The organism is Cellulosimicrobium sp. AB352 (genome assembly GCF_049538415.1).
Lineage (GTDB): Bacteria > Actinomycetota > Actinomycetes > Actinomycetales > Cellulomonadaceae > Cellulosimicrobium > Cellulosimicrobium funkei.
The window spans coordinates 47607-66095 of record NZ_JBMVFX010000019.1 but is presented as its reverse complement, the minus strand read 5'-3'; the positions used below and the strand labels follow the sequence as shown (position 1 = coordinate 66095).

General features: G+C 75.1%; 20 protein-coding genes. 15 read left to right on the top strand and 5 right to left on the bottom strand.

The genetic code is table 11. The features are described from left to right. Window positions 1-106: 106 nt before the first annotated feature. From ACPCUX_RS14155 to ACPCUX_RS14145, 3 genes are all read left to right on the top strand, one after another. The gene (locus tag ACPCUX_RS14155; RefSeq protein ID WP_034652057.1) at window positions 107-901 is read left to right on the top strand and encodes a formate/nitrite transporter family protein; all 795 of its coding nucleotides are present in this window, start codon (window positions 107-109) and stop codon (window positions 899-901) included. 138 nt (window positions 902-1039) lie between these two features. After that, window positions 1040-2377, top strand: coding sequence for an aspartate kinase (locus ACPCUX_RS14150; protein WP_031316267.1), 1338 nt, complete (start codon window positions 1040-1042; stop codon window positions 2375-2377). A gap of 23 nt (window positions 2378-2400) precedes the next feature. Then, the gene (locus tag ACPCUX_RS14145; protein ID WP_144721959.1) at window positions 2401-3519 is read left to right on the top strand and encodes an aspartate-semialdehyde dehydrogenase; all 1119 of its coding nucleotides are present in this window, start codon (window positions 2401-2403) and stop codon (window positions 3517-3519) included. A 99-nt stretch (window positions 3520-3618) separates the two neighbouring features. Here the strand turns inward: ACPCUX_RS14145 and ACPCUX_RS14140 are convergent, their stop codons facing one another. Together ACPCUX_RS14140 and ACPCUX_RS14135 are read right to left on the bottom strand one after the other, a co-directional pair. Beyond that, window positions 3619-4026 carry a VOC family protein gene (locus ACPCUX_RS14140; RefSeq protein WP_423389016.1) on the bottom strand — a complete coding sequence of 136 codons (408 nt, stop codon included), beginning with the start codon at window positions 4024-4026 and terminating at the stop codon, window positions 3619-3621. 125 nt (window positions 4027-4151) lie between these two features. Beyond that, window positions 4152-4844, bottom strand: a complete 693-nt coding sequence (locus ACPCUX_RS14135; RefSeq protein ID WP_423389015.1) for a hypothetical protein — start codon at window positions 4842-4844, stop codon at window positions 4152-4154. 190 nt (window positions 4845-5034) lie between these two features. Here ACPCUX_RS14135 and ACPCUX_RS14130 point away from each other — a divergent pair, with 190 nt between their 5' ends. From ACPCUX_RS14130 to ACPCUX_RS14105, 6 genes are all read left to right on the top strand, one after another. Then, complete coding sequence (locus ACPCUX_RS14130; protein ID WP_031316974.1) at window positions 5035-5454, top strand: GntR family transcriptional regulator; 420 nt, start codon at window positions 5035-5037, stop codon at window positions 5452-5454. Window positions 5455-5459: 5 nt separating this feature from the next. Next, window positions 5460-6443 (top strand): ATP-binding cassette domain-containing protein, encoded by a 984-nt coding sequence (locus ACPCUX_RS14125; protein ID WP_423389014.1) that lies wholly within the window; start codon window positions 5460-5462, stop codon window positions 6441-6443. Further along, a complete protein-coding gene (locus ACPCUX_RS14120; protein WP_396050390.1) occupies window positions 6440-7231 on the top strand; it encodes a hypothetical protein in 792 nt (263 codons plus the stop codon). The genes ACPCUX_RS14125 and ACPCUX_RS14120 overlap by 4 nt, the downstream gene beginning before the upstream one ends. 87 nt (window positions 7232-7318) lie before the next feature. Then, on the top strand, window positions 7319-8401 hold the full coding sequence (locus ACPCUX_RS14115) for an ABC transporter ATP-binding protein (RefSeq protein WP_423389013.1): 1083 nt from the start codon (window positions 7319-7321) through the stop codon (window positions 8399-8401). Continuing rightward, window positions 8398-9207 carry an ABC transporter permease gene (locus ACPCUX_RS14110; protein ID WP_423389012.1) on the top strand — a complete coding sequence of 270 codons (810 nt, stop codon included), beginning with the start codon at window positions 8398-8400 and terminating at the stop codon, window positions 9205-9207. Before ACPCUX_RS14115 ends, ACPCUX_RS14110 begins: the two co-directional genes overlap by 4 nt. A gap of 117 nt (window positions 9208-9324) precedes the next feature. After that, window positions 9325-10059 (top strand): glutamine amidotransferase, encoded by a 735-nt coding sequence (locus ACPCUX_RS14105; RefSeq protein ID WP_354807310.1) that lies wholly within the window; start codon window positions 9325-9327, stop codon window positions 10057-10059. An 87-nt stretch (window positions 10060-10146) separates the two neighbouring features. Here the strand turns inward: ACPCUX_RS14105 and ACPCUX_RS14100 are convergent, their stop codons facing one another. Together ACPCUX_RS14100 and ACPCUX_RS14095 are read right to left on the bottom strand one after the other, a co-directional pair. After that, window positions 10147-11076 carry a sulfite exporter TauE/SafE family protein gene (locus tag ACPCUX_RS14100; RefSeq protein WP_144721943.1) on the bottom strand — a complete coding sequence of 310 codons (930 nt, stop codon included), beginning with the start codon at window positions 11074-11076 and terminating at the stop codon, window positions 10147-10149. Between the two features lie 120 nt (window positions 11077-11196). Then, on the bottom strand, window positions 11197-11655 hold the full coding sequence (locus ACPCUX_RS14095; RefSeq protein WP_034652034.1) for an RrF2 family transcriptional regulator: 459 nt from the start codon (window positions 11653-11655) through the stop codon (window positions 11197-11199). Window positions 11656-11735: 80 nt separating this feature from the next. Between ACPCUX_RS14095 and ACPCUX_RS14090 the strand changes: the two genes are divergently transcribed. Then, window positions 11736-12548 carry an alpha/beta fold hydrolase gene (locus tag ACPCUX_RS14090; RefSeq protein ID WP_423389011.1) on the top strand — a complete coding sequence of 271 codons (813 nt, stop codon included), beginning with the start codon at window positions 11736-11738 and terminating at the stop codon, window positions 12546-12548. Next, the gene (locus ACPCUX_RS14085; protein WP_051028125.1) at window positions 12548-14113 is read left to right on the top strand and encodes a PP2C family protein-serine/threonine phosphatase; all 1566 of its coding nucleotides are present in this window, start codon (window positions 12548-12550) and stop codon (window positions 14111-14113) included. Before ACPCUX_RS14090 ends, ACPCUX_RS14085 begins: the two co-directional genes overlap by 1 nt. Here ACPCUX_RS14085 and ACPCUX_RS14080 read toward each other — a convergent pair. Then, window positions 14087-14584 (bottom strand): NUDIX hydrolase, encoded by a 498-nt coding sequence (locus ACPCUX_RS14080; protein WP_423389010.1) that lies wholly within the window; start codon window positions 14582-14584, stop codon window positions 14087-14089. The two genes, ACPCUX_RS14085 and ACPCUX_RS14080, sit on opposite strands and share 27 nt — an antisense overlap. A 384-nt stretch (window positions 14585-14968) precedes the next feature. Here ACPCUX_RS14080 and ACPCUX_RS14075 point away from each other — a divergent pair, with 384 nt between their 5' ends. The 4 genes from ACPCUX_RS14075 (at window position 14969) to ACPCUX_RS14060 (ending at window position 18383) form a co-directional block, all read left to right on the top strand. Further along, on the top strand, window positions 14969-16051 hold the full coding sequence (locus ACPCUX_RS14075) for a 3-deoxy-7-phosphoheptulonate synthase (protein ID WP_423389021.1): 1083 nt from the start codon (window positions 14969-14971) through the stop codon (window positions 16049-16051). Between the two features lie 163 nt (window positions 16052-16214). Then, entirely contained in the window at window positions 16215-16787 is a 573-nt protein-coding gene (gene sigK, locus ACPCUX_RS14070) for an ECF RNA polymerase sigma factor SigK (protein WP_085951324.1), read from the top strand. Next, window positions 16780-17547, top strand: a complete 768-nt coding sequence (locus tag ACPCUX_RS14065; protein ID WP_043654403.1) for an anti-sigma factor — start codon at window positions 16780-16782, stop codon at window positions 17545-17547. The genes sigK and ACPCUX_RS14065 overlap by 8 nt, the downstream gene beginning before the upstream one ends. 134 nt (window positions 17548-17681) lie before the next feature. Continuing rightward, the gene (locus ACPCUX_RS14060) at window positions 17682-18383 is read left to right on the top strand and encodes a fasciclin domain-containing protein (protein ID WP_137280738.1); all 702 of its coding nucleotides are present in this window, start codon (window positions 17682-17684) and stop codon (window positions 18381-18383) included. Window positions 18384-18489 lie beyond the last annotated feature (106 nt).

Here is an 18489-nt window from a genome sequence, read left to right as displayed (position 1 = left end):
GTTCCCGCACCGTGCGGCCCGGAGCCGGTGGGCGGACCTTCGGTCCCGCGCCGTCGCGACCACCGGCCCTGTCCGGGAGCCCGCTCGGGCCGCGAGGATCGAGGGCGTGCAGACCCTCGCCCAGGCGGTGACCACCCAGTCGGAGGCGGCCCGGGAGAAGGTGCTCCTCGCCAGACGCCCCGGGCGCTACCTCGTCGCGGCGATGCTCGCGGGCGCGTACATCGGCGTCGGCGTCGTGCTCATGGTCGCGACGGCGGGCCCGTTCCTCGCCGCCGGGGCGCCGGGCGAGCGGCTCGTCGCCGGCGGCGTGTTCGCCGCTGCCCTCACCCTCGTCGTCTTCGCCGGGGCCGAGCTCGCCACGTCCGCGATGATGGTCCTCACCCAGGGCGTCGCCACGCGCGCCGTCCGGGTGCGCGACGCCGTCGCCACGCTGGGCCTGTGCCTCGTCGGCAACCTGGCCGGGTCGATGCTCTTCGCCTGGGCCGTCACGCAGGCGGGGGTGCTGCGCTCGAACGCGGCCGCGGGCGAGATGGTCGCCTCGATGCTGCGGGCCAAGGCGCACGAGACCGGGGGAGAGCTGTTCTTCCGCGGCGTGCTGTGCAACGTCCTCGTGTGCGCCGCGATCTGGGCCTGCGGGCGCCTGCGCTCGGAGGCGGGCAAGGCGGTCATCCTGTTCTGGGGGATCCTCGCGTTCATCGCGTCCGGGTTCGAGCACGTCGTCGCCAACATGACGACGTTCTCCCTCGGGCTCTTCGGTGACCTCGGCCCGACGACGTGGGCCGACTTCGGCCGCAACCTCACCTGGGTGGGCCTCGGCAACCTCGTCGGCGGGGCCGTCGTCGTCGGGTTGGCGTACGTCGTCGTGGCCGGTCCGCGGGCGCGCGTGCTGCCGGAGGTGTGACCCCGGCGTCGGTCGTCACGGTCCGCAGGGCGGGACGGGCTTGGCCGGGGCGTGGGACGCGTGCCTATCATCGACCGACCCACAAGCACCCGGCGGGCCGTTGAGAGAGACGGAGGCCGGCGACAGATGGAGCAGCACGTGGCACTTGTCGTGCAGAAGTACGGCGGTTCGTCCGTCTCGGACGCCGAGAGCATCAAGCGGGTGGCCAAGCGCATCGCCGAGGCGAAGCGGGCCGGGAACGACGTCGTCGTCGTGGTCTCGGCGATGGGCGACACGACCGACGAGCTCATCGACCTCGCCCAGCAGGTCAGCCCCCTCCCTCCGCAGCGCGAGATGGACATCCTCCTCACCGCGGGCGAGCGCATCTCGATGTCGCTGCTCGCGATGGCGATCACGAGCCTCGGCGTGAAGGCGAAGTCGTTCACCGGGCAGCAGGCCGGTCTCATCACCGACGCGGTGCACGGCAAGGCGCGCATCGTCGACGTCGTCCCGACGCGCGTGCGCGAGACCCTCGACCGCGGCCAGGTCGCGATCGTCGCGGGGTTCCAGGGCGTGACGCAGTCGACGAACGACGTGACGACGCTCGGGCGCGGCGGGTCGGACACGACCGCCGTCGCGCTCGCGGCAGGTCTCGACGCCGACGTGTGCGAGATCTACACCGACGTGGACGGCGTGTTCACGGCCGACCCGCGCATCGTGCCGTCCGCGCGCAAGATCGACCGCATCACGTACGAGGAGATGCTCGAGATGGCGGCGAGCGGCGCGAAGGTCCTCGCGCTGCGCTGCGTCGAGTACGGCCGCCGGTACGGCGTCCCCATCCACGTGCGCTCGTCCTTCAGCGGCAAGGACGGCACGTTCGTCAGCGCGGACGCGTACACCGCGCGCCCCGGCGCGAGCGCCGGCTCCCCGGCCGGCACCGCCGGCAGCACCGCAGACCTTCCCGAGGAGACCGTCATGGAAGATCCGATCATCTCCGGCGTCGCGCACGACCGCAGCGAGGCCAAGATCACCGTCGTCGGCGTGCCCGACGTCCCGGGCACGGCCGCGCGGATCTTCGAGGTCGTCGCGGGCTCGGGCGTGAACATCGACATGATCGTGCAGAACGTGTCGGCGGCCCGCACGGGCCTCACCGACATCTCGTTCTCCCTCCCCGAGGGCGACGGCCCGGCCGCGATGTCCGCCCTCTCGGCGCTGCAGGCCGAGATCGGGTTCGACTCGCTCCAGTTCGACGACCAGATCGGCAAGCTCTCGCTCGTCGGCGCGGGCATGAAGTCGCACCCCGGCGTCTCCGCGAAGCTGTTCGGCGCGCTGCGCGACGCGGGCATCAACATCGAGATGATCTCCACCTCGGAGATCCGCATCTCCGTCGTCACGCGCGAGGACTCGCTCGACGACGCGGTGCGCGCCGTGCACACCGCCTTCGAGCTCGACGCCGCCGACGGCGAGGCCGTCGTCTACGCCGGCACCGGCCGCTGACCCGACGCAGGAGAGGACCCACCATGAGCACCCAGAGCACCCCCGGTCTGCACCTCGCCGTCGTCGGCGCGACCGGCCAGGTCGGCGCGGTCATGCGCCGCCTCCTCGAGGAGCGCGACCTGCCCGTCGCGAGCGTCCGCTACTTCGCGTCGGCGCGCTCCGCCGGGTCGACGCTCCCGTGGCGCGGGACCGACGTCGTCGTCGAGGACGTCGCCGCGACCTCGACCGAGGACCTGCGCGGGATCGACGTCGCGCTCTTCTCCGCGGGCGGCGCGACGTCGAAGGCGCAGGCCGAGCGGTTCGCCGCCGCGGGCGCCGTCGTCATCGACAACTCCTCCGCGTGGCGCATGGACCCCGACGTCCCGCTCGTCGTCTCGGAGGTGAACCCGGGCGCGCTGCGCGAGGCGCGCAAGGGCATCATCGCCAACCCCAACTGCACGACGATGGCCGCGATGCCCGTCCTCAAGCCGCTCGCGGACGAGGCCGGGCTGGAGCGCCTGGTCGTCGCGACGTACCAGGCCGTCTCCGGGGCCGGGCTCGCCGGCGCGGAGGAGCTGCGCGCCCAGGCCGTCGCGGGCGCGGCGGCCGAGGGCACGGGTGCCGGGCTCGTCGGGCTCGTGCACGACGGCGGCGCGGTCGCCTTCCCCGAGCCCGGCGTCTTCCCGCGCAACGTCGCGTTCAACGTCGTCCCGCTCGCCGGGTCGATCGTCGACGACGGGCAGGAGGAGACGGACGAGGAGAAGAAGCTCCGCAACGAGTCCCGCAAGATCCTCGGGCTGCCCGAGCTCGCCGTCGCGGGCACGTGCGTGCGCGTCCCCGTGTTCACCGGGCACTCGCTCGCGATCCACGCCGAGTTCGGCGCCCCGATCACGCCCGACCGAGCACGCGAGATCCTCGCTGCTGCTCCCGGCGTCGCGCTCGCGGACGTCCCGAACCCGCTGGAGGCGGCCGGCAAGGACCCGTCGTTCGTCGGTCGCGTCCGCACCGACCAGTCCGTCCCCGGCGGACGCGGCCTCGTGCTGTTCATCTCGAACGACAACCTCCGCAAGGGCGCCGCGCTCAACGCGGTGCAGCTCGCCGAGCTCGTCGCGCAGGACCTGGACGGCGTCCGCGCCGCGTTCGCCCCCGCCCTCGCGAGGTAGAGCCCCGGTCCCGCGAGGTAGAGCCCTGGTCCGCCGAGGTAGAGCCCTGGTCGTGACCAGGGCTCTACCTCGCGAGCCGGGGGTGTCAGCGGGCCGCGCTCAGCCCTCGACGAGCCGGGCCATGTCGTCCCCGTCCGCGAGGCCCACGATGTTGCCGGCCGGGTCGGTGAACCAGGCGCCGTCGCCGCCCTCCATGAAGCCGCGCGCGATCCCCTTCTCGTCCTGGTCGAACCCCTCGTAGCGCTCGAACGTCACGCCCTTCGCGGTGAGCTCGTCGACGACCTGGTCCACGTCGTCGACGGTGAGGTGCACGACCGTGAAGGCGGCCGGCCGATGGTCCTCCTTCGGGTAGACGAACACGTCCGAGCCGCCGCCGAGGTGGAGCACCAGACCGTTCCCGCCGTCGAGTGCCGTGACGGGGAGCCCGAGGGTGTCCCCGTAGAACGCGCGCGCCGCGTCGAGGTCGTCCGCCGAGAAGCTGGAGAACCCGCGCCTGATGGTGACCATCGTTGCCTCACTCCTTCGGGACCGCCGGCGGCCGGAGGGCGGGGCCCGCCGCGGACGCCGGATCCTCCCAGCGTCCCACCGCCGGCCCGCCGTCGGTACCGCCCGGGGCGGGTGAAGGGAGCGGGTCAGGGGGAGCGTGCGGGCGCGGGGCGGGTCCCGAGCGTCGGTGCGAGCACCCACAGCGCCGTGGCGGCGAGCACGTGCCAGACGGCGTGCCCCTGGAGCGTGACGCCGAGCGCGCCGTCGGCGTCGCACAGCGGCCAGCCCGGGCGGGTCAGGGTTCCCACCGTGCCGCCGACGGCGACCAGCACGAGCGCGGCGACCGTGCGGCGTCGGACGGCGGGCCGTCGCCACGCGCGCGCGGCGCTCGCAGCCACGGCGACGCACGCCGCGACCACCTGGGCGGCGGTGGACGCCGGCACCGAGACCGCCGCGAGCACGACCCCGAGCAGGGTCGGCGCGAGCCACCACCACGTCCGCAGGCGGCGCCCGGTGAGGTCCGCGACGGCGTCGGCGGCGACGAGCGCGAGCGTCCCGAGCAGCGGCGGGTCGTGCACGACGGGGTTCCACGACGGCGACGGCCCGTGCTGCACCACGGAGCCCACCCCGATGAGGGCGACCAGCACCCCGAAGGCCACGCGCAGGCGCGACGCCGCACCCACGGCGTCGGCCACGCCCGGGGCGGGGCGGGGCCCGGGTCCGGGCCGACGCGCCGCCAGCACGACGGCCGCGCCGGCCACGACGAACGCGAGGCTCGTCCACGTGCTCAGCGGCTCGGCCCAGGGCGTCCCGCCCGCGAGCTCGCACGCTCCGCCCACCCCGCCTCCTCCGCCTCGCAGCCCGTCGGACCCGGCCGACCGGGACCGGCCTCGGTACCGACGTCCCCATCGTTCCGCCCGGCGCCGGTCGCCGCGCGTCCGGACGAGGGGTTGCGCCGAGCAGGCCATCTGTGGTTCATTACTCAAGTAATGAACCACAGAACGCGCGAGGCGGGAGAGGATGGGCCCCATGTTCGACGGACCTGAACCCATCTACCTCCAGATCGCGCAGATGATCCGTGCGCAGGTGCTCGCGGGGGAGCTCGCGGAGGAGGAGCAGGTCATGTCCACGACGCAGTTCGCGACGACGTTCCGGATCAACCCGGCGACGGCGGCCAAGGCGTTCGCCGGCCTCGTCGACGAGGGCGTCCTCTACAAGCGGCGCGGGCTCGGCATGTTCGTCGCACCCGGCGCGCGCGAGCGGCTGCTCGCCGAGCACCGCGCGCGGTTCTTCGACGAGGTCCTCGACCCCGCGCTGGCGCAGGCGGACCTCCTGGACATCCCGGCCGCCGAGATCGTCGAGCACGTCCTCGGCCGCCCGCGGCCCGCCGGTCCCGGGACCGGCGACGCACCCCGTACCGGCCCCGACACCGACCCCACCCCGAGGTGAGACCCGTGACCGCCCGGCCCACCAGCCACCCCACCGACCATCCCGTCGCGACCGCGCCCTTCGGCGCCGAGGTGCGCGACGTCGTCGTGCGGTACTCCCGCGGCGACGACCCCGCGCTCGACGGTGCGACCCTGACGATCCGGCCCGGCGTCATCACCGGCCTCCTGGGCCGCAACGGCGCCGGCAAGACGACGCTCGCCGCCCTGCTGGCCGCGTTCCGGCGCCCGACGTCGGGCACGGTCCGCGTCGGCCCGGACGGCGAGCTCGAGGACCCGTTCGAGAACGTCTGGGCGACGATGCACACCCAGCTCGTGCGCGAGAGCGGCGACGTGGGGGAGTCCGACAAGGCGCGCGACACGCTCGAGTACTACGCCGACGTGCGCCCGCACTGGGACGCCGACCTCGCCGGGCGCCTCCTCGACACGTTCGAGGTGGACGTCCGCAAGAAGCCCAACGAGCTCTCGCGCGGCAAGCGCTCGGCGCTCGGCGCGGTCGTCGGGCTCGCCGCCCGCGCGCCCCTGACGATCTTCGACGAGGTCTACCTCGGCATGGACGCCCCGAGCCGCTACGCGTTCTACGACGCGCTCGTCGCGGACTACGCCGAGCACCCGCGCACGATCCTGCTCTCGAGCCACCTGATCGCCGAGGTCGAGCGGCTCTTCGAGGACGTCGTGATCATCGGCCGCGGGCGGGTCCTCCTCGCCGAGAACGCCGACGACGTCCGCGCGCGCGGCGTCAGCCTCACCGGGCCGGCGGACGTCGTCGAGCGCCACACCGCGGGCCGGGAGGTGCTCGCCCGGCAGCGGCTGGGGAGCACGGCCCAGGTCACCCTCTTCGGCACGTTCGCCCCCGACGAGCGGGCCGCGGCCGCCGCGGCCGGGCTCGAGGTCGGGTCGGTGCCCGTCCAGGACCTGTTCGTCCACCTCACGCGCACCGACCGCACCGAGGACGGCGCGCGCGCCCGCACCCGCACGCAGGAGGCACGATGACCGCCACGACCCCGCGCGCCGCGGAGCGCCGCGCGCTCGAGAAGGCCGCCCACCGGCGCGGCGTCCGCGCCGTCGCCTGGTACTTCATCGGCGGCACCTGGTACGTCGGCGTGTGGTTCTGGCTCATCGCGCTCGCCATCGGGGCCCTCGTCCTGTGGATCATGCTGCGCAACGACGACGTGAGCATCGAGGGCGTGGGCGGCGTCGCGGGCTCGGCGAAGTTCTTCCTCTTCGTCATGGGCATCCTCCTGCCGCTGATGTCGATCGCGCTGCACGTCGCCGCCGGCGGCACGCGGCGGTCGTACACGCACGGGCTGTGGATCGGCGCCGCCGTCTCCGGGCTCACGTTCGGGATCGCGACCGCGCTCGTGCGGTGGGCGGAGTGGGCGCTGTTCCGCCGGGCCGGCTGGCCGACGGAGCAGGACCTCACGCAGCTCTACGCGGACGGGTCCGAGGTCGGGCTCATGATCCTCGTCGAGGGCACGTTCTGCGTCGTCTACTACCTCGCGGGCATGGTCGTCGCCGCGGGCTTCTACGGCTTCGGGTTCCTGCGCGGCGTGCTGCTCGTCGTCGCGTCGCTCGCGACCGTCGTGGTGAGCGAGGTGTTCCTCCGCTCCGGGTTCTTCGGCCACGCGCTCTCGCGCGTCGTCGGTCTCGACGGCACCCCCGTCTGGCTCGCCGTGCTCGGCGGGCTCGTCGGGGTCGTGCTCGCCGCACTGCTCCTGCGCGTCGTCCTGCGGGGCGTCGCGATCCGTCCGGTCGAGTTCGCGGGCACCGCGAGCGCCTGACCGGCGGCACCCTCCCACCGCACTCCCACCCGTCCGGGCGGCGCACGGCGCCGTCCGTGGGTGCCGCACACCCTCCTGGAGGTCACCATGAGCACCGCAGCACCGCCCCCGGGCGGCACGACGGCGACGTCGCCCGCCCCGCCCGCCGACCGCACGGCCGGGCCCGCCCCGGTCGTCGAGATCCGGAACCTGCGCAAGACGTACCCGGGACCGCAGGGTTCCGGCTCGCGCACCGTCGCGGTCGAGGACGTGAGCCTCACCGTCCGGCCGGGCGAGATCTTCGGCATCCTCGGGCCCAACGGGGCCGGCAAGACGACGACCGTCGAGTGCCTCGTCGGGCTGCGCCAGGCCGACGGCGGCACGGTCCGCGTGCTCGGCGTCGACCCGCAGGCCGACCCCGCCGCGGTGCGCGACGTCGTCGGCGTCCAGCTCCAGGAGGCCGCGCTCAACGAGAAGATCACGGTCGAGGAGGCGATGCGGCTCTTCGCCTCGTTCTACGCGTCGCCCGGCGACGTGGAGGAGCTCCTCGACCTGCTCGACCTCGCCGCGCACCGGCGCGTCGCGTTCGCCAAGCTCTCGGGCGGGCAGAAGCAGCGCCTGTCGATCGCGCTCGCGCTCGTGGGGAACCCGCGCGTCGCGATCCTCGACGAGCTCACCACCGGGCTGGACCCGGCGGCCCGCCGCGCGACGTGGGAGCTCGTCGAGCGCGTGCGCGACCGCGGCGTGACGATCCTGCTCGTCACGCACTTCATGGACGAGGCGGAGCGCCTGTGCGACCGGCTCGTCATCATCGACCGCGGCCGGGTCGTCGCGCAGGGCACGCCCGCGGAGCTCGTGGACTCCGTCGACACGTCGCGCACCGTGCGCCTGCGCGTGCCGCCCGCGGACCACGACCTCGCGCTGCACACGATCGCGGGGCTCGCGGACGTCGAGCGCGTCGAGGCGTCGCCGAGCGGCGGGCGCGAGATCGAGGTCACGGGCTCCCGGCGGGTGCTGCCCGCCGTCGTGCTCGCGCTCGCCGAGCAGGAGGTCGTGCCCGACGACGTCCGGACCGTCTCCCGGACGCTCGAGGACGTCTTCGTGGCCGTGACCGGCCGCACCTACGACCCGGACGCGACCGACGCCTCGGACGCGACCGACGCCCGGCCGACCCGAGGGGAGTCCCGATGACCGCCACGACCCTGACCCCGTCCGCCGCGCCCGTCCGCCGCAGCAGCGGCTGGCGCGGGTTCGGCGTCCTGCTCGCCACGGAGGCGCGGCTCTGGCTGCGCGACCCGGGGACGGTGTTCTTCGCGCTCGTGTTCCCGACCGTCCTGCTCGTCGGGGTCGGGTTCGCCATCCCCGGGATGCGCGTGCCGATCGAGGACGCGCCCCCGCCGTGGGGCGGGCTCACGCCCGTCGCGCTCTACGCGCCCGTGGTGCTCGCCGCCGCGATCGCGACCCCGGCCCTGACGACCATGCCGGTCTACTTCGCCACGTTCCGCGAGAAGGGCCTGCTGCGGCGCCTGTCGACGACGCCCATGCGCCCGCAGGGGATCGTCGTCGCGCACCTCGTCATCAACCTCGTGGCCGTCGTGGTCGCGTCCGTAGTCGCGCTCGTCGTCGGGCAGCTCGTGTTCGGCCTGCCGGCGCCGCAGAACGCGGCGACGGTCGTGCTGGCGTTCGTCCTCGGCGTCGCGTCGATGTACGCGCTCGGCACCCTCGTCGCGGCGCGTGCGCCCAAGGCGAGCACGGCGTCCGCGATCGGGACGCTGATCTACTTCCCGCTCCTGTTCCTCTCCGGGCTGTGGACGCCGGGGCCGATGATGCCGGAGGCCGTCGCGCAGGTCGGGAGGTTCACGCCGCTCGGTGCCGCGTCGCAGGCGATGACGGCGGGGTGGTTCGAGGAGGGCTTCCCCACGGTGCAGGTGGTCGTCATGCTCGTGTGGACGGCCGTGCTCCTGCCGCTCGGCATCCGGCTCTTCCGCTGGAGCTGAGGCGGGACCGACCGCGGAGCCGGGCCCTCGGCCCCGTCCGCGCCACCGCTCGGCCTCGTCCGGGTGGCGGCCCGGCCCCGCGGGCGTGGCCGCCGGAGCGCCCCTAGCCTGACCGGCATGAAGCCCTTCCTGCTGCTGGCGTCCCGGGCGGAGGACCCGGCCGCGGACGGCGAGCACGCGGCGGTGCTGCGTCACTCCGGCCTCGCGCCGCACGAGCTGCACCGCGTGCGGATGGAGGCGGGCCCGCTGCCGGCGATCGACCTCGACGCGTACTCGGGGGTGATCGTCGGCGGCAGCCCGTTCGACTCGTCGCGGCCCGAGGCGGAGAAGTCGGCGACGCAGCGCCGGGTCGAGCGCGAGCTCGCGCCGCTCCTGGACGAGATCGTCGAGCGCGACGTCCCCTTCCTCGGGGCGTGCTACGGCGTCGGGACCCTTGGCCTGCACGAGGGCGCGGTGCTGGACGACACGTACGCCGAGCCCATCTCGCCCGTGACGATCCGGCTCACCCCGGAGGGCCGGGCCGACCCGCTGCTCGCGGGCCTGCCCGACGCGTTCGAGGCGTACGTGGGCCACAAGGAGGCGGTGCGGGAGCTGCCGCCGCACGCGGTGCTGCTCGCCACGTCGGACGCGTGCCCGGTGCAGATGTTCCGCGTCAAGGAGAACCTCTACGCGACGCAGTTCCACCCGGAGCTCGACCTGGAGGGCATCCTCACGCGCATCGGCGTCTACCGGGACTACGGCTACTTCCCGCCCGAGGCTGCGGGCGACGTCGAGGCGGCCGTCCGGCGCGGCGACGTCCGGGAGCCCCACCGCATCCTCGCAACCTTCGTCCGCCGCTACGCAACCGACTGAGACCGAGCCGGTCCCGGAGGTCGAGCAGGTCGTCGTGGTCCGTCCTGCCGCCAGGACGGACCACGACCACCTGCTCGGCGGAGCGGGTCAGCGGGTGGCGGGGGCCGGGTGGGGGGCGTCGGCGGGTGTCGGGTCGGCCGCTGCCTCCGCCGCTACGGCGCGGCGGTGCGCCCGCACCGACCAGACGACGGCGGCCGCCCAGACGACCGCGACGAGCGCCAGCACGACGCCCTGGACCGCGCCGCTCGCGTCGACCCAGTCGGAGCGCAGCAGCGTGCGGACGTTGGTGAGCACGATGACGCCGCCCACGGCCGAGCCGAGGATCCGGGGCGGGAGCATCCGGACGAGCCAGGCCGCGATCGGCGCGGCGACGAGCCCGCCGAGGAGGAGCGCCACGACCCACGTCAGGTCGATCCCCTGCGAGCCGAGCGACAGGAGGAACCCGAGCGACGCGGCGACCGCGACGAGGAACTCGCTCGTGTCGACGGACCCGATGACCTTGCGGGGCTCGATCCGGCCCGACGCGAGCAGGGCGGGCGTGCCCACCGGGCCCCAGCCGCCGCCGCCCGTGGCGTCGACGAAGCCCGCCACGAGACCGAGCGGCGCGAGGAACCGCTTGCGCAGCGGCAGCCCCAGACGACCCGTCGGCAGCCCGGCGAACGTGAAGCGCGAGAGCACGTAGACGCCGAGCGCGAGGAGCAGCAGCGACATGACGGGGGCGGCGACCTCGGTCGACAGGTTCGCGAGGAACGTCGCGCCCGCGAACGCCCCGAGCGCGCCCGGCACGCCGATGCGCAGCACGACCTTCCAGTCGACGTTGCCGAACCGCCAGTGCGCCGCGCCGGACGCGAGCGTCGTCCCGATCTCCGCGAGGTGGATCGTCGCCGACGCCGCCGCGGGGTTCGTCCCGATCGCGAGGAGGAGCGTCGTGGACGTCACGCCGTACGCCATGCCGAGGCTGCCGTCGACGAGCTGGGCACCGAGGCCCACGAGGGCCAGCAGGACGAGGGTCCGCACCGGGGCCTCCTTGCTCGGGCCGTCGGGAGGATCCCGACGCGTCCTGACAAGGTTGACCGGGTGGGTCCACTATGTGAAGCGCCGCCCGCATCGTGGGCCAGTGTTAACGGGAGCCTCCCGTCAGGGGTTCTCCCACGCGTCGGCGCGGGCCGCGAGCGCGTGCACGTCGTCGGGCAGGTCGCGGCGCACGACGTCGTCGATCGTCACGCGGTCCAGCACGTCGCGGACGCTCGCGCGCAGGGCGATCCACACCTCGAGCAGGCCCGCCGCGGAGCCGTCGTACTCCAGGCTCGGGGGGCGCTCGTCGCGGACCGTGACGAGCGGGCCGTCCACCGCGCGGAAGACGTCGGCGAGCGTCACCTCGGACGCCGGGCGCGCGAGGCGGTGGCCGCCGGAGCGCCCGCGGACGCTCGCGACGATCCCGGCCCGGCGCAGGTCGCCGAGGATCCGTTCGAGGAAGCTCACTGGGAGGCCCTGACCCGTCGCGAGGTCTTCCGCCCTCACCGGGTCGCCGTGCGGCGACGCCGCGAGCTCGGCGCACGCCCGCACCGCATAGTCCGCCTTCGCCGAGACACGCATGAGGACATTGTGCCGTGCGCGGGTCTCACCCCCGGGGCGCCGCTGCCCCTCGCGACCCCTTCCCCCCTACGCTGTGACGCGTGGACGTGCACGAGCGCAACAACGTGCGGGTCATGGGGGCGCAGGACGGCCCGACGATGGTCTTCGCGCACGGATTCGGCTGCGACCAGTCGATGTGGCGCTTCGTCGCGCCCGCGTTCGCGACGGACCACCGGGTCGTGCTGTTCGACCACTCGGGGTGCGGGGCGTCGCACCCCACCGCGCACGACGCCGTCCGGCACGCCGACCTCGCGGGCTACGCCGCGGACGTGGTGGAGATCGTCGAGGCCGTCGGGCCGGGGGAGGGGCGCGGGCCCGTGGTGCTCGTGGGCCACTCGGTGAGCGCCGTGATCGCGCTGCTCGCGGCGGCCGACCGCCCGGACCTGTTCGACCGGCTGGTGCTCGTGGGCCCGAGCCCGCGGTACGTCGACGACGACGGCTACCGCGGCGGGTTCACCGCCGAGGAGATCGACGAGCTCCTGGAGACGATGGACGCGAACTACCTCGGCTGGACGCAGGTCATGGCGCCCGTGATCGCCGGGAACCCGGACCGCCCGGCGCTCGGCGACGAGCTCGCCGCGGTGTTCCGGCGCAACGACCCGGCGGTCGCCCGGCAGTTCGCGCGCGCGACGTTCCTCGGCGACAACCGGGCCGACCTGGCGCGCGTGCGCACCCGGAGCCTCGTGGTGCAGAGCCGGGAGGACGTCATCGCGCCGCCCGAGGTCGGGCGCTACGTGCACGAGCACCTGCCCGGCAGCGACCTCGTCGTCATCGACTCGGTGGGGCACTGCCCGAACCTCTCGCACCCCGCGCTGCTCGTGCGCGCGATGCGCGACTGGCTGGGCGCCGCCTGATGGCGATGTCCCGGGCCGAGCGCTGGGCGCTCGCCCCCGTCGCGCTGCTCCTCCTCGACGCCGAGGCGCGCGTCCTCGACGCCAACGACGAGTTCCTCCGGACGATCGAGGTCCCGGACGTCGAGGCGGTCGCGGGCCGCCGGCTGGCGGACCTGCTCACGGTCGGTGGGCGCATCTTCTGGGAGACGCACGTCGGCCCGCGCCTGCACATCGAGGGCCGCGTCGACGAGGTCGCGGTCGAGCTCCGCACGCCCGGGGGCCGCGAGCCCGTGCTGCTCACGGCGATCGAGCGCGAGGCGCGCGGCGAGCGGCTGATCGAGGTCGCGATGCTGGGCGCGCGCGAGCGGTCGCGGTTCGAGCACGAGCTCGTCGAGGCGCGCCGCGCGGCGGAGGAGGCGGAGCGCCGGGTGCGGCTGCTGCACGGCGTCGCGGCCGACCTCGCGAGCGTCGCCGGTCTCGACGGCGTCGCGTGGGTCCTGCTCCGCGCGGCCGTCACGATGCTGGGCGCGGGCGACGCCGCGCTGTGGACGGCGCAGGAGCGCGGCCCGCTGCGGCGGTGGGGCGGCGCCGTCGGCGTCCTGGCGCCGTCGATCGACGAGCTCACCGAGGCGACGGTGCGGGACGACGGGACGGTCGTCGTGCCGCTGCGCACCGCGGGCGCGCTGCTCGGCGTGCTCGCGCTCGAACCACGTCGCGCCGCGGGTTCCGACCCCGTCGACCTGGGCACCGCCGCCGCCGCGGGCCAGCTCGCGGCGCTCGCGCTCTCGCGCGCGCGGGTCCACGAGCAGAGCGTCTCGGTCGCGAGCGAGCTCCAGGGCGCGATGCTCTCGGACGGGATCGTCGCCGACCCGCAGGTCGAGGTCTCGGCGTGCTACCGCCCGGGCGTCCACGACCTCCAGGTCGGCGGCGACTGGTACGACACCTTCCGGGTCGCGCCCGACGTCGTCGCGCTCAGCGTGGGGGACGTCGTCGGCCGCGGGCTCAAGGCGGCGACGTCGATGGGGCAGCTGCGCACCGCCGTCCGGGCGGCGTCCGACACGGGGCTGCCGCCCGAGGAGGTGGTCGAGCGCGTCGACCGCTTCGTCGACCGGACGGGCACGGGCTTCATGGCGAGCCTCGTCTACGGGGAGCTCGACCTGCGCGCCGGGGTGCTGCGCTACACGTGCGCGGGCCACCTGCCGCCCCTGCTCGTGCGGGCCGGCGGCTCCGCGGCGTACCTGTGGGAGGCGCGGTCGACGCCGCTGGGCGTGCGGGGCACGACGCCGCGCGTCGCCAAGGCCGTGCGGCTGGCCCCGGGCGACCTCCTGCTGCTCTTCACGGACGGCGTTGTCGAGCGCCGCGACCGGCCGCTCGCGCTGGCGCTCGACGAGCTCGCGGACGTCGTCACGCGCGCCCTCGACGTCGGCCTGCGCGACGACCGGCTGCTGGAGGCCGTCGTCTCGCGCGCGCCCGAGGACGACGACGCGTGCCTGCTCGCGGTGCGCTGGCTCGGTCCCGCCGAGGACGGACGGGCGGTGCCCGACGCTCCGGCCGCCGCGTCAGCGGACGAAGAACGGGGCGGCTGAGGGGTCGGCGAGCCGCGCGAGGGCGTGGCCGAGGCGCTCGGTCGACGAGCGCGCGACGTCGTCGGGCAGGGCGTCCGGGGCGAACCACGCGACGGCGAGGGACTCGTCGTCCGCGACGTGCGCCGCCGCGGCGGCCGCCGGCGACACCGGGCGGCACAGGAACGCCAGGTCGAGGTACTGCGACCGGTCGCCGTTCGGGTACTCCATCGGCTCCGTGACCGTCACCGCGACGAGCGCGTCCACCACGACCTCGACGCCCGTCTCCTCCAGCACCTCGCGCGCGAGCCCGACCGCCGGGTCCTCGCCCGGCTCGAGGATCCCGCTGATCACGGCCCACTGGCCGGAGTCGGCGCGCTGCCCGAGCAGCACGCGGCCGGCGTCGTCCACGACGACGCCCGACACCCCCGGCATCCACAGCAGGTCGGTCCCGACACGGGAGCGGAGGGCGGCGACGAAGTCGGGGATCGGCATGCCCCGAGCGTAGGCGCTGCCCGACCGGCCCGTGAGACGGGCCGTCCGCCCCTCGGAGCCGCTGTGCTACGGTCGGCTCGTGACTTCTCAGTGGTATTGGCGCTTTACGCAGGCTCCCGGTGGGGCCGTGCGGGCGTCAGCCTGACCACAGATCACCACCCGGAGCCAGCACAGGGCCTTGGACGCGGACCGCGTCCGGGCCCTTCGTCGTGAGACGGGCCGCTCCGGGACCACGGGCGGCAGCAGGCCGGTGGAGCGCCGCTGGGCATCCTGACTCACGGCGTTCCCAGACCCCGCCGCACAGACCAGGAGCCCCCCGTGACCAGCACGACCACCTCGCCCGAGACCGCGACGACCGACGGTGCGACGAGTACCGTCGACCCCGTGGACAGCCCCGAGCTCCAGGCCCGCACGAGCGACCTGCGGGTCCGCGCGCTCGACGCCCTCCCCGCGCCGCGCGCCATGCTCGCCGACCTGCCCCTCGGCGCGACGCGCAGCGACCTCGTGACGACGTCGCGCCGCGAGGTCCGTGACGTCCTCGCGGGTGACGACGACCGCCTCCTCGTCATCGTCGGCCCCTGCTCGGTGCACGACCCCGAGGCCGCGCTCGAGTACGCGGGGCGCCTGGCCGCCGTCGCGCACGAGCTCGCGGACGACCTCATGGTCGTCATGCGCGTCTACTTCGAGAAGCCGCGCACGACCGTGGGCTGGAAGGGCCTCATCAACGACCCGCACCTCGACGGGTCGCACGACGTGCACCACGGCCTGCGCCTCGCGCGCGAGGTGCTGCTCGGCGTCCTCGACGCCGGCGTCCCGGCCGCGTGCGAGTTCCTCGAGCCGACGAGCCCGCAGTACATCGCCGACGCCGTGTCGTGGGGCGCGATCGGCGCGCGCAACGCCGAGTCGCAGGTGCACCGCCAGCTCGCCTCGGGCCTGTCCATGCCCGTCGGGTTCAAGAACGCGACCGACGGCGACGTGCAGATCGCGGTCGACGGCTGCATCACCGCGGCGAGCGAGCACACGTTCTTCGGCATGGACTCGCTCGGCCGGGCCGCCGCCGTGGAGACCGCGGGCAACCCCGACTGCCACGTCATCCTGCGCGGCGGGCGCTCGGGCCCCAACTACGGGGCCGACGACGTCGCGGCGGCGCTCGCGGTCGCGCGCACCTCGGGCCGCGGCGGGGTCACGGAGCACGGGCTCGTCGTCGACGCGTCGCACGGAAACTCCGGCAAGAGCCACGTGCGCCAGGCGGAGGTCGTGCGCGAGGTCTCCGCGCGGCTGGCCGAGGGCGAGCAGGGCATCACGGGCCTCATGATGGAGAGCTTCCTCGTGGCGGGTGCGCAGAAGCCCGCGTCGAGCGGCCTCGTCTACGGGCAGTCCGTCACGGACGCGTGCATCGACTGGGACACGACGGCCGACCTCCTGCAGGAGCTCGCGGCGGCGGTCCGCGCCCGGCGCGCGCTCTGAGCGGTGCCCGCGGGACGAGGACCCATCCGTCCGCGCGTCGGCGCCGAACCCAGGGTGTCCCGGACGGACCGGGACGGCGCTGGCGACGGGAGGTCGGGTGCCGAGAGCCGTGGTCGACGCGCCGCAGCGCGTGCGGGAGGCGCCCGTGCTGCACACTGACCGGGTGCCACCTCCCGTGACGACGAACCCGGCGGTCGACGCCGCCCTCGCGGCGTGCGCCGGCGGCGACCCCGCCGCGTTCGCGCCCGTCTACGACGCGCTCGCGCCGGTCGCGTACGGCACGTGCCTGGGGGTCCTGCGGGACCCGGACCACGCGGCGGAGGTCGTGCAGGAGGTGATGGTGGAGGTGTGGCAGACGGCGGCGCGCTACGACGCGACCCGCGGCTCGGCGCGAACCTGGGTCGCCACGCTCGCCCGGCGGCGCGCGGTGGACCGCGTGCGGGCCGAGCAGGCGCGCCGCGACCGCGACCAGCGCGACGTGGACGCCTCGACGGCCGCGGCACCGCGGGACGTGGTGGTGGAGGACGTCGAGCGACGTCTCGAGGGCGCGGCCGTGCGGCGGTGCCTGGACTCGCTCACGGCGACGCAGCGGGAGGCGGTCGTGCAGGCGTACTACGGCGGGCTCACCTACCGGGAGGTCGCGGAGCGGCTCGACGCCGCGCTGCCGACCGTGAAGTCCCGCATCCGGGACGGGCTCCTGCGGCTCCGCGACTGCCTGGGGGTGCGTCGTGGCTGACCCGACCACGCCCCGCGGCGACGGCGCGCACGACCGTCCGGACGTCCGCGACCTGCTCCCCGCCTACGCGCTCGACGCGGTGGACGACGTCGAGCGGCGCGCCGTCGAGCGCCTGCTCGCGGCCGACCCCGACGCGCGGCGCGAGCTCGACGAGTACCGCGACGTCGTGGCGGCGTTCACCGTCGAGAGCGCCCCGCCGCCCGCGCTGCGCGACACCGTCCTGGCCCGGGTGGCCGCGTCCGAGGCCACGCTCCCGCCCGCCGGGGAGAGGACGGGGGGCGTCGTCGTCGACCTCGCGGCCGCGCGCCGCGCCCGCCGTCGGCGCTGGACCGGGCTCGCGGCGGCGGTGGCCGCGGTGGTCGCGGTGGCCGTCCCGACGACGGTCGCGGTCCGCGCGACGCAGGAGCAGTCCCGCCTGGAGGCGCGGGCGGACGCGATCGAGCGCATGCTCGCCGACCCCGACGCGACGATCCTGCACGGCGACGTGGCGGGCGGCGGGCAGGCGTCCGTCCTCGCGGCGGGCGACGACATGTACTTCCGCGCGTCCGACCTGCCCGACACGGGCGACGACCGGGACTACCAGCTCTGGGTGGTCGAGCCCGACGGCGCCGTCGTCTCGGCGGGCGTCCTCGACGTCCAGGACGGCAGCACGTCCCGGCTCGTCCAGGGCGAGCCGGGCGTCGGCATGGCGGTGACGGTCGAGCCGGCGGGCGGCTCGGAGCAGCCCACGACGGACCCGGTGGTCGCGCTCGTCGGCTGAGCGCCGCGGCCCGGAGGGGTCGGGACGCGCGCGGGAAAAACTCGTGCCGATCCCGACCCATCCACCCGGGCCAGCGCTCCGAACCCTCGGCATGACGCCCCGCACCGGCGGGGCGACGACCCGAGGAGAGACCGATGAACGTTCGCACCCGCACGTCGTACGCCGTCGCCGGCATCGCCACGCTCGCCGTGCTCGGCCTGTCCGCGTGCAGCTCGGACTCGGACACGGGGTCCGACTCGACGACGACCGACTCCCAGTCCGACACCATGACGGACGACTCCACGTCCGACGACATGACCGACGACTCGACCGAGGGCTCGGACGACATGGCGGCCGACCCCGCCGCGAACCTCGTGGGCCCCGGCTGCGCGGCGTACGCGGAGCAGGTGCCCGACGGCGCCGGGTCGATCACGGGCATGTCGACCGACCCCGTCGCCGTGGCGGCGTCGAACAACCCGCTGCTCACGACGCTCACCGCGGCCGTCTCGGGCGAGCTCAACCCGGACGTCGACCTCGTCGACACGCTCAACGGCGGCGAGTTCACCGTGTTCGCCCCCGTCGACGACGCGTTCGCGAAGATCGACGCCGCGACGCTCGAGTCGCTGAAGACGGACTCCGACACGCTGACGAAGATCCTCACGTACCACGTGGTGCCCGGCCAGCTCACGCCCGACCAGGTCGTCGGCGAGCACGAGACCGTCGAGGGCGGCACGGTCGAGGTGACCGGCTCGGGCGACGAGCTCATGGTCAACGACGCGGCCGTCGTGTGCGGTGGCGTGATGACGCAGAACGCGACCGTGTACCTTGTCGACTCGGTGCTCATGCCGACCATGTGACCCTCCCGGCGCGTCCAGAAGCGGGCGCGCGGTGGGCCCGCGAGAGCGGGTCCCGACGGCCCCGACCGGACGGTCGGGGCCGTCGTCGTGCGCCCGGCGACGTGCG

Bases quoted from the DNA above. Each gene is read 5' to 3' on its own strand.
- ACPCUX_RS14140 (WP_423389016.1), bottom strand. From the start codon at position 4,026: ATGGTCACCATCAGGCGCGGGTTCTCCAGCTTCTCGGCGGACGACCTC.
- ACPCUX_RS14145 (WP_144721959.1), top strand. From the start codon at position 2,401: ATGAGCACCCAGAGCACCCCCGGTCTGCACCTCGCCGTCGTCGGCGCG.
- ACPCUX_RS14105 (WP_354807310.1), top strand. From the start codon at position 9,325: ATGAAGCCCTTCCTGCTGCTGGCGTCCCGGGCGGAGGACCCGGCCGCG.
- ACPCUX_RS14095 (WP_034652034.1), bottom strand. From the start codon at position 11,655: ATGCGTGTCTCGGCGAAGGCGGACTATGCGGTGCGGGCGTGCGCCGAG.
- ACPCUX_RS14115 (WP_423389013.1), top strand. From the start codon at position 7,319: ATGAGCACCGCAGCACCGCCCCCGGGCGGCACGACGGCGACGTCGCCC.
- ACPCUX_RS14060 (WP_137280738.1), top strand. From the start codon at position 17,682: ATGAACGTTCGCACCCGCACGTCGTACGCCGTCGCCGGCATCGCCACG.
- ACPCUX_RS14110 (WP_423389012.1), top strand. From the start codon at position 8,398: ATGACCGCCACGACCCTGACCCCGTCCGCCGCGCCCGTCCGCCGCAGC.
- ACPCUX_RS14085 (WP_051028125.1), top strand. From the start codon at position 12,548: ATGGCGATGTCCCGGGCCGAGCGCTGGGCGCTCGCCCCCGTCGCGCTG.
- ACPCUX_RS14080 (WP_423389010.1), bottom strand. From the start codon at position 14,584: ATGCCGATCCCCGACTTCGTCGCCGCCCTCCGCTCCCGTGTCGGGACC.
- ACPCUX_RS14130 (WP_031316974.1), top strand. From the start codon at position 5,035: ATGTTCGACGGACCTGAACCCATCTACCTCCAGATCGCGCAGATGATC.
- ACPCUX_RS14120 (WP_396050390.1), top strand. From the start codon at position 6,440: ATGACCGCCACGACCCCGCGCGCCGCGGAGCGCCGCGCGCTCGAGAAG.